This window comes from Candidatus Methanoperedens nitratireducens (assembly GCF_900196725.1).
Lineage (GTDB): Archaea > Halobacteriota > Methanosarcinia > Methanosarcinales > Methanoperedenaceae > Methanoperedens > Methanoperedens nitroreducens_A.
Genome location: NZ_FZMP01000011.1, coordinates 1 through 12,904, shown reverse-complemented (window position 1 = coordinate 12,904; position 12,904 = coordinate 1). Strand labels below are relative to the sequence as shown.

Sequence of the window (12,904 nt, the reverse complement as noted above, 5' to 3'; positions counted from 1 at the left end):
AGTGCCTAAAAAGATGGGAATTTAGGATTATCAAACGTAGGATAAGGTGATTCCAGAATGACTTTGCCGGGAACTACAATAAGGATTAGGTTACAGCTATGGATTAAAGTACTCGCTGGATCAAGGAATTAATCAAATATCCTAAGATGTCTTAGGTTGAGGCTCTAATAATTATTAATGAAATAATTAATAAAATAGTGCATTACCGGAAAATTTTCCTTATGCAAACATTGTTTATCGTACACCACTCCCGCAGCTTTAGAAATCATATGCAGTTTCACTCTTTCCTTTTAAAGAAAAGCCAGGAATCCTTCCCTTTGAATTTCGTCTTTATCAGTGCGTACTTGCCTGTCAGCCTTCTCCCTTTCAGCTCAAAAAGCAGCCTGTCGCCTGTCTCTTCCTCAAGGACAAACTCACCCCTGTCCCATATGCGTACCGTTCCGGCGCCGTACATTCCTTCAGGGATAATGCCCTCAAAATCCGCGTATTCAAGAGGATGGTCTTCAGTCTGGATTGCAAGGCGCTTCACGCCTTCTTTCTCAGGCGGCTCCTTCGGGACAGCCCACGAACGCAGCACCCCACCAATTTCAAGCCGCAGGTCATAATGGAGATGCGAGGCATCATGCTTATGTACAACGAAGATTCTGCCTCCGCCCGTTTTAGCGCCGCCTTCCGGTTCAGGTGATTTCGTAAAATCCCTCATTTTGCGATATTCATCAAGCGGCATATATCACCCGAAAGTAAAAGCCGACGGGCATATTTTATTCAAAACGCAGTCCTGGCAGCGCGGTTTTTTTGCTGTGCATATCTCTCTTCCGTGCTTTATGAGCAGCAGTGAAAAGAGTCCCCAGTCATTTTTTGGTACAATCGTCACCAGGTCTTTTTCGATCTTTTCAGGACTTGTGTTCTCTGTAAGACCAAGCCTTGCAGAGACACGTTTCACATGCGTATCTACTGCAATCCCCTCATTTTTCCCGAAAGCGCTCCATAGTACGACGTTGGCAGTCTTTCGTGCCACACCGGGCAGCGTGATTAGGTCTTCCATGTTATCAGGAACTTTTCCGCCGAAGTTTTCAACAAGAAGCTCGCACAATTTTTTAATATTCTTTGCCTTGTTCTTATAAAAATTCGTAGAGTGGATATCTTTCTCAAGCTCATCAAGGGGAGTTTTTATATAATCCTGCGGTGTCCTGTATTTTTTAAAAAGATTTTTTGTGACCACGTTTACCTGCCTGTCGGTGCTCTGGGCAGAGAGTATAGTAGCGACTAACAGTTCCAGAGGATTTGAGTGATCAAGCGCAGTCCTTACATCCGGGTATTCTTTTTTTAACAGCGCAATAATCTCATTGACTCTTTCAGCAGGCATGTGTTCTGATTATAAGATACAATATAATTAAGACTTTTGAGGGTACAGGTCATTCGATCGGTATTTTAACCCCGACCCTGATAGGATGCTTGAATGCAGCTTTAACGGTCAGGAGACCGTTATCGAACCTGGCGCTCACATCCCCGGTATCAACGCTGTGCGCTAAAGAGTAACATGCAGTGTACACCGCATCCTCCCTGGGAGCGCGGATGCAGAGCGAGTCCTCACCCACTTCGAGGTCAATATCCTCTTTTTTCACGCCGGGGAGTTCGATTTCGATATGATACTTTTCCTTGTCATGATTCACACATACCTCCGGAAGAACCTCAGGTAATTCTGATTTAGTAGTCTTAGCCATAAAACCTCCACTTCAGTTTATCACAATAATATTGTTAAGACATTTCTTCATGATATAGTTTTGTTTGGCGAAGTAATTGCGCAATAACCCAATAGACAAGAGGCTAATTTCATGCCTTCAACCGATATGTATAAATCACATTAGCGATAAAAATATAAATATAGAATAATTGGAGGGAAATTGATGGCAAACAGAACAATACGAAAATCCGCCGCATCATCGTGGTGGGAAGAAAGAAGTAAGATACTGGCTGAGCTGACAAAATCCAAACCGGCAAAGAAAGCCAGGGTAAAAAAGACAACCAAAGCGAGAAAACCAGCTAAGGCAAAGAAAGTAGCTAAAACGAAGAAAGTAGCTAAAACGAAGAAAGTAGCTAAAACGAAGAAAGTAGCTAAAACGAAGAAAGTAGCTAAAACGAAGAAAGCAAAGAAAACAAAGAGGGCATAGGGGCCATAGTTAAACTGCGGTTATATCTTCCAGCGGCTCTGAAACTTTAAACCTGAAAGTTCTTTGCTTTCTATTTCTTTTTTCTGTATCAGGATTTTGAAAGTTTCACCCATCTCCATAATCAGAGTTTTCACCTGGAGCATTTTTTTCAGGTAGTTTTTAGCATCACTTTCATGCAGCTTTTTAAGATATTCCTCGACCCCAAGCCCGAGCAAAAAGTGCGCCTGGTCGGTGAAACCGCAAAGCTCAAGCCCGCTTTTCCTGCCCCAGTGCCCAAGCGCAGAAAAATTCACATGCGACGTGATATCCTGCTCTCCTATGTGCTCGCAGGGATTATCGTTCACGGTATGCTGATAATAACACATAAGCGTCCCTGAACTCCTGTATTCCTGATATAATTCAGAAGAAGGATAGCCGTAATCTATTGTCAGAACAAATCCTTTGTTGAGCAATGAGGCAATCTCCTGTATCCATTTTATTGCGTCAAGATTTACTTCAGTCCTGTATCCCTGAGGCAGAGCAACTCCCAGATCAGCGAAGTATTCTTTAAGCTCAGTCGATGCAGGTCTCAGTACCTCCCTGAAGCCGTCCCTGTAATCCACAAATACCTCCATCAGCTCTTCTCCCATAATGACCTGGTGCACAGGGAATGCGTCCACAAGCTCGTTGGAGAACACACATCCGGTCATTCCTGAAAGCTCCTGCATGGAATTGCACCACCGTACCTCATCGCCCAATCTCTCTTTCTGTTGTTTTTGCATCGCCGGGCTTTTTTCGATGATGCAGTAATCAAGTTCGTTGTATAATTCCCGGTTTTTTTGAGGTATCCAAGAACATCCTGGGATAGCAATCCAACGCCTGCCCCCATCTCAACGATTGTGATTTCTTTTTCTCCGATGATTTGCCACATCTCCTCAAGCTGCCTTCCAAGCATCTCCCCGAAAATGGATGTCACATTAGAACTTGTATAGTAGTCTCCCTGTTTTCCTATCCTGTCTTTTTGCGAATTGTAGTATCCAAGCTCAGGGTAATACAGAGCCATCTCCATAAAATCGCGGAAGGATATTGGACCGGTTTGCCGGATTTTCTGGATTATGATTTCTGGTAAGGGCATTATCTGTATATTTACTCACCAGTGTAATAAATCCTGTATATCTTCCCCGCATTATCATCGCTCACGAACATCGAACCATCATTTGCAACTATTATATCCACAGGCCTTCCCAGCACGTTTGCTCCCTGAAGCCAGCCTGTAGCGAAATCTGTTACCGTGAAATTATTCATATCTATGCGCACGATCTTATAACCCGTCGGCACCCTGCGGTTCCATGAGCCGTGAAAAGCCACGAACAGATTGCCCCTGTATTCCTGAGGAAAGTTATCGCTGTAGTAGAAAGCAAGTCCCAGGGGCGAGGAATGAGCCTGGAGGTCTACGAGGCTTTGCGTCTCAAACGGCTCCATGCATGGATTTCGGATGTAGACATTTTTATCAAAATCTGTGTCATGGATATTCTTACCATAGCATATTGGCCAGCCGTAATTTTTGCCCTCTTCAATCAGGTTTATCTCATCGGGCGGCACGTCCTCCCCTAGCTGGTCGCGACCATTATCAGTTGCATACATTTTACCTGTTACAGGATGGAACACGAAACCGACTGCGTTCCTCAAACCTTTCGCAAAAATCCTGCATTCTTTCCCTTCGGGGGTGCATATGCTGATAGCTGCCCTCCGCTCGTCCTGTTCATAGCAGACATTGCAAGAGGAGCCGATGCTCAGGTATAGGCTATCGTTATGGATTTTTATCGTTCTTGTAAAATGACCGCCTGTCGGCAGGTTATCTATAAGGACTTCCAGGGTGCCTCTATCAGAAACCGAATTGTTACTGCCACTCTTCACTCTTATCACCCTGTTTTCTTCAGCGATATAGAACCAGCCGTTATAGAAATCAATCCCGTGAGGATTGTTCAGTCCATCGATAAACGTTATCGTCTCATCGGCTTTTTTATCGTTGTTTCGGTCAGGAAGCGCAACAACCTTTCCCAGGTTCGGTACACTCACATACAGGATATCATCTTTGAGAAGCATCATCCTTGGACCCGGGTTCGCACCGGGATATGAGACTGCGCTTCCACCAAGATTGTCTGCATAGATATCTATCCCGAACCCCTGCGGCAGGTTGATATAATTGAGCGTATCGGGTTTAACGGATGGTCGCAAACCCAGCAGCACAGAAGCAGCCGCTATGACGACTATTATTGATAATAAAGCCACCAGTACCATCTTCTGTCTCATATTTCAATGCCCTCCGGGTAGATAATAGGCTGCTACCGCTACTATAACGCCAATAATTACAGAGTATATAATAATACGCCATGCCTTCCTGCGGTCCATAGCACGGAATTCCGCCTGTTCGACCGTATCTGTCTTCCCGACTTCGGGGCTAAAATTAAATACTCCCCGCATGCCGAAATAAGCGCAAAAATGCATATGCGCCTGCAGGAAACCGATCGCTGCCATCGTTGCAGGAATGAAAATGATAAGTCGCCAGAGCCGCGGCGCATTAAGAAATACAAACATACCTGAGAGTAGAACCGTGAGGATCAACCCGAACCAACCGGTCTGTTCTCTTCTCTTGATCTCACTTCTTCCGATGTTGCATGCTCCCGGAATATACTGGTCTTGTGCTTGCATATGTTTATAGCCGGATGTTAAATGCGATTAATCTCTACGCATCCACCATTATCGAATATCCCTCTACTTTAACAGGATATGTTTCTATATCATATAATCGAAATGTTCCCTGTGAAAGGGTATGCATGGGCAGACAAGCTTCATCCTCCCTTCCCTGTCCTTTGGAAGTCCCTGGCATGGACAAAAAGGGATGCCGTGTTTTTGCTCCAAATAGACTTCCTGCTGTAATAGAAAATCAACCAGTTCTTCATCAGGATTGAATTTATACCCTAACAGGTCCACTACTTTCTCGAACTGGTATCTTAATGCCCTTTTTCTTGATTCTACATTCATTTCTGTATATCCAGCCTCAGTAACTTTGAGTATGCCTCAGGGTTATATCCAACAACGACATCTTCATCAATTTTTACGAACGGAAAAGCGGTAACAGTGGAACCTCCACATTTGTACATGTCCTCCAATATTTTTTCCTGTTCTTTCTCTCCCACCAGGTCATAATCCATATATTCAAACTGAATATTTTTGTCCCTGAAGAACTTTTTTGTCTTTCGAGACCATGGGTCTATACTTAAAGTGTACATGAATACTTTCACCGTATTTTCACTCCCCGATTTTTATAGATATTTTCTCCGACGATTTCCATTCATAAGCCTTTAGTTTGATCTTTCTGGTACCCAAAGCTTCATTTTTTTACTCCCGATATAATATTGGTGACAGCGGTATATAACACCTACATGAACTGTCAGTCTTCCCTTATCTTCAGGACAACCTTGCCTCGCGGATGTCCATTTTGCAGGTACATGAGAGCCTCTCCTGCCTGTTCCAGGGGAAATGTTTTTTCAATGTGCACTTTGATAGCGCGTTTATCTACGAGTTCAGCCAGTTTAGACAATTCTTCAAAAGACTGGTTTTTGTAATCTATAGCTTCATCAGTGCCCAGTTCTTTGACATACGGTATATCTTTCGCGCTCACAGTTGCCACCACATACGCCCCCAGGTACTTTGCCAGCTGGATGGCGATCGTCCCGATACCACCTGCGCCGCCATGTATAAGTATCTTTTCGCCCCTGGAAAGACCCAGATGATCAACAAGTGCCTGCCAGGCGCTTACCCCTGTAAGCGGCAGTGCAGCAGCTTCAACGTGATTTGCGTTCTTTGGTTTATGCGCCGTAGTGTTAACATCTGCCGAAGCGAATTCGGCGAAAGAGCCTGACCCGCTTCTTGTGACGTTTGCCTGCCCGTAAACCTCATCACCTTTTTTGAAGCCTGAAACGCCTTCTCCGATTTCCGTTACAACTCCAGAAAAATCTCCTCCCGGTGTTGCCGGGAACTTCAACGGCGCCATCTGTCGCATATACCCCTGCGGATTTTCCAATCGGCAGGATTAACTCCGGCTGCATGCACCTCTACGAGAAGGTGTCCTGAAGACACAGTAGGTTTTGGTGCATTTTTATTAATCTCAACAACTTCACTACCTCCGTACTTATTAATTTGCGCTGCTTTCATATTTCTTACCTCATTAACTCATTCTTTACTGCCTCTTAACCAGCCGGGCTGCTCGAAGGCAGGATCAGGATATGTATAGAAGCCTTTGCCAGTCTTAACGCCCAGCTCACCCTTTTCTATTCTATCCAGAAGAAGCCTGGGTGGATAATCCGATCCATCACCCGACTCATGATAGTATTCCAGTTCAATGTCCCGAACGACATCAAGCCCCACAAGGTCCATCAGACCGAAGGGACCGATCTTCATCCCTGTGAAGATCATCCAAGCCCTGTCCACATCTTCGTAAGTTGCAACTCCGTTATCCACGATGTGCAGGCACTCTTTCTTGATCGCCCGCCATACCCGGTTGAAGAGAAAGCCGATGCTCTCCTTAAGGACAGGAAGTGGCGTTAACCCGATATTACGGGCAAATTCACGCACGCTTTCGATCGTCTCATCGGATGTTCTCGTGCCGCGCATCAGTTCTACCATCGGGCGCTCCCATATCGGGGGATAGAAATGCATATTGAGCACTTTATCCGGACGATTGGTGGCATCTTCTATGGCTGAGATGCGAATGGATGAGCTGTTCGTCGCCAGGATCGTGTGGCTCGGACAAATCTTATCCAGCTGTGCGAAGACTTCCCGCTTGATGTCTAATTTTTCAGGAACAGCCTCGATCACCAGGTCAACGGAATCTGCACATTCTTTTATATCCCGGGTTAAATGTATCCGGCTGAGGATAGCCTTCGTCTCATTCGTAGTGATCTGCTGTTTTTTGACCCGCGTTTCTAATTCCTGCACAAAGCTATCCGAAGCCTGCTTCAATGACTTCTCGGAATGACCGACAATCCAGGTCGCATAGCCATGCGATGCGCTCTGGAGCCCGATCTGGGCTCCCATAAATCCTGCTCCAAAGATGCAGACTGTATTAATAGGTTTTATTTCCATTTTACCCACTCCTTTCTCTAAAGAATATATCTTATACCGATAGAATTTATAGCTTCTGGGCTAATTAGAAACATTTTAAATAAAAGCAACATAGTTAAGATAAGGGGGAATAAATTATTGCAACTGGTGGAGGAAATGGAAGAATACGCATTGCTATAGCATGCCAGGGCGGCGGGAGTCTTACTGCTTTTACTGCCGGAGCGCTGAAAAGGCTCCTGAAAGAGACGGATGAGACGTACGAAATTGTGGCATTAAGCGGGTCTTCCGGAGGTTCCATCTGTGCCCTGCTGGCATGGTATGGCTTATTGATGGATGACAGGGAAAAGGCTATCATGCTCATGGATTCTTTCTGGGAGGATGCATCAGCGAGTACGCCCGCGGATATGCTTTTGAACAACTGGGTTGTCTGGACATCCAGGTTAAGCGATTTTGTTCCCATCCCGGAAGTCAGCCCGTATTATTATCCTCCCTGGGCACAGGAGTATTTGAGAACCATTCTGGAAAAGCATGTTGAGTTCGGGAAAATCAAAGAGCTCACAGCCCCATCAAGCCCGGATTTGTTTGTTGGGGCTGTTGATGTTCTTTCCGGTGAGTTCAAGACTTTCAGGAATAATGATATCAGTGTTGATACGATTCTTGCTTCTGCTGCGCTTCCAGAGCTATTTCCTGCAGTACGGATCGATGAAACGCTGTATTGGGACGGTATGTTCTCACACAATCCTCCGTTATTATGCACTCTTCAGGGCGCAATAAAACCCGATGAAATATGGGTGATACATATAAACCCGGATACGATACAGAAATATAGAGAGCCAATATCAACAGGAGAGATTCGGGACAGGCGTAATACACTCTCTGGCAATCTTTCATTACATCAGGAAATTGAATTTATAAGAATGATCAACGAGTGGATAAGACTCGGATACCTCCAAGATAATAAGTTCAAGCATGTTAAGATAAGATTCATCCAGATGCTTTACGAGCTGGATAAGGAATCAAAGATGGATCGCAGCCCGTCATTCATACGTCGCATGATGGATTACGGTGAAGAGCAGGCTGAGAAGCTATTGATGGAACTGGCATAAGTTATTAGATGCCTGAAAATGAGGAGAATATGCAATAGCTATAAGGACAAGTACGTTTATTTCTTATTTGGTGGTGAGATTATTATTTTTGAGACATCTGTAAAACAAAAAATCCAGAGAACGCCGGATGTTATAAGTATCAGGTTCAACAGACCCGAAGGATTTGATTTTACCCCCGGGCAGTACTTTTTTATCGCGCTAAAAAGAGGAGGGACTCAGCTTGAGAAGCATTTTACTATCTCAAGCAGCCCCACGGAATTGGATTATATCGAAATGACAAAGAAGCTGACCGGTCATGAATTTGCAAATGCGCTTGCTGGGCTCAGAGAGGGCGATACGGTTACTATCAACGCACCTTTCGGGGATTTCGTTTTCAAGGGAGAATACGATAAGATAGGGATGCTCACAGGAGGTATAGGTATAACCCCCCTTCGAAGTATTATCAAGTACTGCACTGATAAACAACTGGAAACAAACATAGTCCTTCTTTACTCGAACAGGTCTGAGGACGATATCCCTTTTAAAGCCGAGTTCGAGAAAATGGCAAATCAAAACAAGAACCTTAAGGTTGTTCACACGATAACCCAGCCAGGTAAAGGGTGGAGGGGGCTTAAGGGACGTATTGATAAAAAGATGGTGCAGAATGAGATACCCGATTACATGGAGCGCGTTTTCTACACAAGCGGCCCATCGAAAATGGTAGATGTCATGGTATCATTATTAAAGGAAATGAACATACCCGATGAGCAAATAAAACAGGAATACTTCCCCGGGTATTCTATTTCGTATAACTCCTTCGGGAACCCATAAAAATCATAAATTTTTCATATCTGATATAATTGCGCAATGCTATCGCACCCATGAAATAACAGGTTCCCGTTTCTTAGGCGTGGGAGGCGCACTCCTCGGATATCCCAGGATTATCGGTGCCACGATCTTATAATTTACAGGTATTTGCAGCAGCGCCGTAAGCTCTTCGCTCTGCTGGATAACAGTACCACCTCCCACCCAGCAGCTCCCGATGCCCAGAGAGTGGGCAGCATGAATGATATTCCCTGCACACAGGGTGCAGTCATAATCAGAACGGGGATTGCTCTTTCTGCCGATAACAAGTATCAGGACAGGCGCATTGTAGAATATGTTATAATTCCTGTCTTCCAGCCTCTCCAGATGGCTTATCGCAAAGGCGTCTGTCCTGCCTGAGAGATTTTTCATAAGAACAGGCTTGGCGTAGTCTGAGAGCCGCTCTAATATCGCCGGGTTCTCTACAACTACGAAGCGCCACGGCTGAAGATTGAAACCTGACGGTGCATACCTGCCTGCGTCTATTATCTTATTGATTATCTCTTCAGGTACTGGTTTATTAAGATAGTCCCTGACGCTGCGCCGTGTTTTTTTGTTAGTTATTACCGAATTCTCGTTATAGTCCACATTCATCTCCCCTTATTGCTCAATACAACACATATTTGATAACTCATACACTTAATAGTTTTGAGAACATCTTTGTGAAAGAGGTAAAATGTCGTCTGAAGATCAATTCGATTTTGAACAGGCGGGCGAAGATGCACGCAAACTTGTTTTACTCGGCGCAGCGCAAAAAGCAGGGCTCTTTCCGGCTCTGACAGAGGAAACGGATATAGCAACCCTGAAACATAAGCTCAAAGCAGATGAGAGGGCTCTATTCATTGTTCTTGAAGCGCTCTGTCGTCTCGGATATGTGAACAGGAGAAATGATAAGTACAGTTTAGCGGATAAGGCGCGTCCCCTCTTCATAGAACACGGCGATGACTACGTTGGGGACTATCTCCCCCATCTCCTGAATATTCTGGAAGCCTGGCTTGCCCTCCCTGAAATAATCAAAGGGCAAAAACCAGAGAGGGAAACCTCGAAGGATGTGGCATCCTTTATGCACGCCATGGCATCCAAGCCTGATTCGTTCGTAGAAGAGGTGGTAAGCCATTGTCTTGGAAGAATGAAGGAGGCAAAGAGCGCACTTGACCTGGGAGGAGGACCCGGTAAATATGCAAAAGCTTTCGTAAACAGGGGTCTTGATGCTGTTCTATATGATCTGCCGCAGACCATAGATTATGTCAGTACGGAATTCAGGTTAAAAGACATCAAGAACCTTACGTTGAAGAAAGGGGATTTTACCAGAGATGAATTCGTGAAGGAGTTCGGGGGATTATCATTCGATATCGTTTTCATGGGCAACATATGTCACATCTATTCTGAAGAAGAGAATAAGAGACTTATAAAGAACGTAACGAACCTCCTGAGAAAAGGCGGACTGGTAGCCATAGAGGACTTCGTGCGCGGAAGAAGCCCGGATGCGGAGATGTTCGCGGTGAACATGCTGGCAAATACCGAAGGCGGCGGTACATGGACCGAGGCACAGTACAGGGAATGGCTGGAGGGCGCAGGCTTTCACAGTATAGAAATAACCGACCTTGCTGAGAGAGGGAACCAGCTTATAACAGCTTTCCTGGAGAAGGCGTAAATGAGACTTGCACTCAAACTGGCTTATCTTGGCACTGAATACTACGGCTACCAGATACAGCCGGGCGTGCCAACAATAGAGGGAAAAATACTCAAGGCGCTGCGGGACCTGGGTGCGGTCAAAAACCCATCAAAAGCAAGGTATTCTGCCGCGGGAAGGACAGACAGAGGCGTACATGCCCTGTGCCAGGTGATAGCTTTTGATACTGATGCTCCTGACGCATCGATGCCCCGTGCGCTCAACAGCCAGCTTGAGAGGATATGGGCGTACGCATGGGCGCAGGTAGAGGCTGATTTCAATGCAAGAAAATCCGCGATTGAGAGGGGGTACAGGTACATGCTCTGGGGCAAAGGGCTTGATATTGCTAAAATAAAAGATGCAGTATCGATTTTCCCGGGTACGCATGATTTCAGGAACTTCGTGAATATTGAAAAAGGCAAATCGACAATATGTGATGTAAGAAGCGTTTCAGTCCGGGAACAGGACGGATGGATCTATATTGATATCGCAGCGAACAGGTTTTTGTGGCACATGGTCAGGAAAATCGCAACTGCCCTGAAATTGATAGGAAAGGGAGAAAGGGATAAGGAATGGCTTGGCAAAATGCTGGATACAACTTTGAGTGAGAGCCTTCCGCCACTGGATTCGCACGGCTTGATCCTGAAAGAGGTCAGGTATCCTGATGTAAAATGGAACGTAGATACATATGCAAGGAACAGGGCACTTGAGGAGTTACATGAGCTTTTTATAAACCATGAAATAACTTCGAAGATGCTGGAAGAGATCGAGAGCGGGATGCAGTAGTCATCTGGGAGTTATCCATATTCCTTCAAGTTAGCCTCTATATCAAATCCAGGGTCACAGTGCCGCCATTAAGTACATCCTCTTCTCTGACATCAACAGGCTTTGAGATATTGCCTGCGGTCACTGTATAAGGGCCTGCCGGCTTGGTATCGAAAATCGTTTGTCCTGCGATCGGTTCCCCTGTGGAATAGGGCACTGTAAATTCATATGTTCCGTCTGATGAAGTGTTCTGGGAATACCGGACAGTTCTTCCAATGTTTGTTTTAATAGTATTCGTCAGTGTAACCATAGTATTTGGCGGCGCTCTTCCTGTGATTTTTGCGCCTTTTACATATTCGAAAATCTTTACAACCCCTGAGTTCTCAACCGGGATATTGCCTCCGTACAAGATATTATAAACATTTTTACTGAACATCTCCCGATTGCCTCCCTCTGTGTTTGGATTTATTGGAGTTTCATGTACCAGCCTGTACTGTTTTAAGCTGTTGCCATCAAGGATATGTAATTTCCCTTCCATGCTTGTAAAAGATTTCAATCCAGGAATGAGGAAGGGTTCCTGATTTGTATACGCAACGGACTCGTAATAACTCATGGGGTCAGGTCTTACATTTTGGCCCAATAAAACCGGGTCGTATGCTACATTTTCTTCGTCGTTCCAGATGGCGAATATAGGCTGGATGCTATATGCCATGTAACTGTTACTCACTATGTACCGGGCGCCGGGTTTTCCATTTATTCCCAGGGCATCAAGCACTTTATTCGCTTCTTCCTCGCTCTTTGCGGTCAGGAAAGTAGAAGCTCCGGGCGCATGTGTCTTTCCTCCACCGATACCTGCCTGGAATGGATTGGCATTGGGTATCCTGTGCGCCCAGTATGTAATAATATGTCCATAGTCCCACCAGCTCATGACCCCGTAAGCACTCTCCGGATACGGGTACGTGCCGTTTTTGGGTTGTTCATAAGTTGCAAGATAGTCCAGCTTCGGGTCAGGCGTATTGTAGCGCATCCAGTTAAGAGCTTCCATCCACAGATCATAACCGCCTGAAGGGTCCACGACTACATAACGCGATTGCGGGGGCGAATTCGCGGTGCCAATAGCAGTCATTACAAGGCTCGGATACACAAAGAAAAGAACAAGCATAGCTACAAGGATCAGAGAAAATGCGTGAGACATGCCGATATTTTTACCCGGGTTTTCATACCATCCCCCGAACTTCATT

Annotated in this window: 16 protein-coding genes and 2 pseudogenes; 5 read left to right on the top strand and 13 right to left on the bottom strand. The window is 45.3% G+C overall.

All coding sequences use genetic code 11. The annotated features are described in order from the left end of the window. Positions 1–277: 277 nt before the first annotated feature. From MNV_RS01310 to MNV_RS01300, 3 genes are read right to left on the bottom strand one after another with little or no spacing between them, the layout of a single operon-like run. Complete coding sequence (locus MNV_RS01310) at positions 278–727, bottom strand: DNA polymerase ligase N-terminal domain-containing protein (RefSeq protein ID WP_096203581.1); 450 nt, start codon at positions 725–727, stop codon at positions 278–280. Between the two features lie 3 nt (positions 728–730). After that, positions 731–1,366 carry an endonuclease III gene (gene nth / locus MNV_RS01305; RefSeq protein WP_096203580.1) on the bottom strand — a complete coding sequence of 212 codons (636 nt, stop codon included), beginning with the start codon at positions 1,364–1,366 and terminating at the stop codon, positions 731–733. A 49-nt stretch (positions 1,367–1,415) separates the two neighbouring features. Further along, complete coding sequence (locus MNV_RS01300) at positions 1,416–1,724, bottom strand: Hsp20/alpha crystallin family protein (protein WP_096203579.1); 309 nt, start codon at positions 1,722–1,724, stop codon at positions 1,416–1,418. Between the two features lie 183 nt (positions 1,725–1,907). Here MNV_RS01300 and MNV_RS01295 point away from each other — a divergent pair, with 183 nt between their 5' ends. Next, positions 1,908–2,171 (top strand): hypothetical protein, encoded by a 264-nt coding sequence (locus MNV_RS01295; RefSeq protein ID WP_096203578.1) that lies wholly within the window; start codon positions 1,908–1,910, stop codon positions 2,169–2,171. Positions 2,172–2,191: 20 nt separating this feature from the next. Here the strand turns inward: MNV_RS01295 and MNV_RS01290 are convergent. The 8 genes and pseudogenes from MNV_RS01290 to MNV_RS01260 form a co-directional block, all read right to left on the bottom strand. Next, a pseudogene (locus tag MNV_RS01290) lies at positions 2,192–3,081 on the bottom strand (class I SAM-dependent methyltransferase). A 215-nt stretch (positions 3,082–3,296) separates the two neighbouring features. Then, complete coding sequence (locus MNV_RS01285; RefSeq protein ID WP_096203577.1) at positions 3,297–4,463, bottom strand: PQQ-dependent sugar dehydrogenase; 1,167 nt, start codon at positions 4,461–4,463, stop codon at positions 3,297–3,299. Between the two features lie 3 nt (positions 4,464–4,466). Further along, positions 4,467–4,862, bottom strand: a complete 396-nt coding sequence (locus tag MNV_RS01280) for a hypothetical protein (RefSeq protein ID WP_096203576.1) — start codon at positions 4,860–4,862, stop codon at positions 4,467–4,469. Positions 4,863–4,946: 84 nt separating this feature from the next. Continuing rightward, complete coding sequence (locus MNV_RS01275; RefSeq protein WP_096203575.1) at positions 4,947–5,195, bottom strand: ferredoxin-thioredoxin reductase catalytic domain-containing protein; 249 nt, start codon at positions 5,193–5,195, stop codon at positions 4,947–4,949. After that, the gene (locus tag MNV_RS01270; protein ID WP_256999888.1) at positions 5,192–5,455 is read right to left on the bottom strand and encodes a glutaredoxin family protein; all 264 of its coding nucleotides are present in this window, start codon (positions 5,453–5,455) and stop codon (positions 5,192–5,194) included. Before MNV_RS01270 ends, MNV_RS01275 begins: the two co-directional genes overlap by 4 nt. Positions 5,456–5,604: 149 nt before the next feature. Next, positions 5,605–6,216, bottom strand: a complete 612-nt coding sequence (locus tag MNV_RS01265) for an NADP-dependent oxidoreductase (RefSeq protein ID WP_096203573.1) — start codon at positions 6,214–6,216, stop codon at positions 5,605–5,607. After that, on the bottom strand, positions 6,195–6,368 hold the full coding sequence (locus MNV_RS19235; protein WP_179293733.1) for a hypothetical protein: 174 nt from the start codon (positions 6,366–6,368) through the stop codon (positions 6,195–6,197). The genes MNV_RS01265 and MNV_RS19235 overlap by 22 nt, the downstream gene beginning before the upstream one ends. 18 nt (positions 6,369–6,386) lie before the next feature. Continuing rightward, positions 6,387–7,298, bottom strand: a complete 912-nt coding sequence (locus tag MNV_RS01260) for a 3-hydroxyacyl-CoA dehydrogenase family protein (protein ID WP_096203572.1) — start codon at positions 7,296–7,298, stop codon at positions 6,387–6,389. A 113-nt stretch (positions 7,299–7,411) separates the two neighbouring features. Between MNV_RS01260 and MNV_RS01255 the strand changes: the two genes are divergently transcribed. Both MNV_RS01255 and MNV_RS01250 read left to right on the top strand, forming a co-directional pair. Further along, positions 7,412–8,383: a patatin-like phospholipase family protein gene (locus tag MNV_RS01255; RefSeq protein ID WP_218837848.1), complete on the top strand. Its 972-nt coding sequence runs from the start codon at positions 7,412–7,414 to the stop codon at positions 8,381–8,383. Between the two features lie 18 nt (positions 8,384–8,401). Continuing rightward, positions 8,402–9,193 carry a ferredoxin--NADP reductase gene (locus MNV_RS01250; RefSeq protein ID WP_256999886.1) on the top strand — a complete coding sequence of 264 codons (792 nt, stop codon included), beginning with the start codon at positions 8,402–8,404 and terminating at the stop codon, positions 9,191–9,193. A 39-nt stretch (positions 9,194–9,232) separates the two neighbouring features. Here MNV_RS01250 and MNV_RS01245 read toward each other — a convergent pair whose 3' ends face one another. Continuing rightward, positions 9,233–9,814 (bottom strand): nitroreductase family protein, encoded by a 582-nt coding sequence (locus MNV_RS01245; RefSeq protein ID WP_179293732.1) that lies wholly within the window; start codon positions 9,812–9,814, stop codon positions 9,233–9,235. An 88-nt stretch (positions 9,815–9,902) separates the two neighbouring features. Here MNV_RS01245 and MNV_RS01240 point away from each other — a divergent pair, with 88 nt between their 5' ends. Both MNV_RS01240 and truA read left to right on the top strand, forming a co-directional pair. After that, positions 9,903–10,880, top strand: coding sequence for a methyltransferase (locus MNV_RS01240; RefSeq protein WP_096203569.1), 978 nt, complete (start codon positions 9,903–9,905; stop codon positions 10,878–10,880). After that, on the top strand, positions 10,881–11,684 hold the full coding sequence (gene truA / locus MNV_RS01235; protein WP_096203568.1) for a tRNA pseudouridine(38-40) synthase TruA: 804 nt from the start codon (positions 10,881–10,883) through the stop codon (positions 11,682–11,684). A gap of 37 nt (positions 11,685–11,721) precedes the next feature. On the opposite strand, the pseudogene MNV_RS19230 reads toward truA, so the two are convergent. Continuing rightward, positions 11,722–12,904, bottom strand: a pseudogene (locus tag MNV_RS19230) (hypothetical protein); the annotation flags it as partial.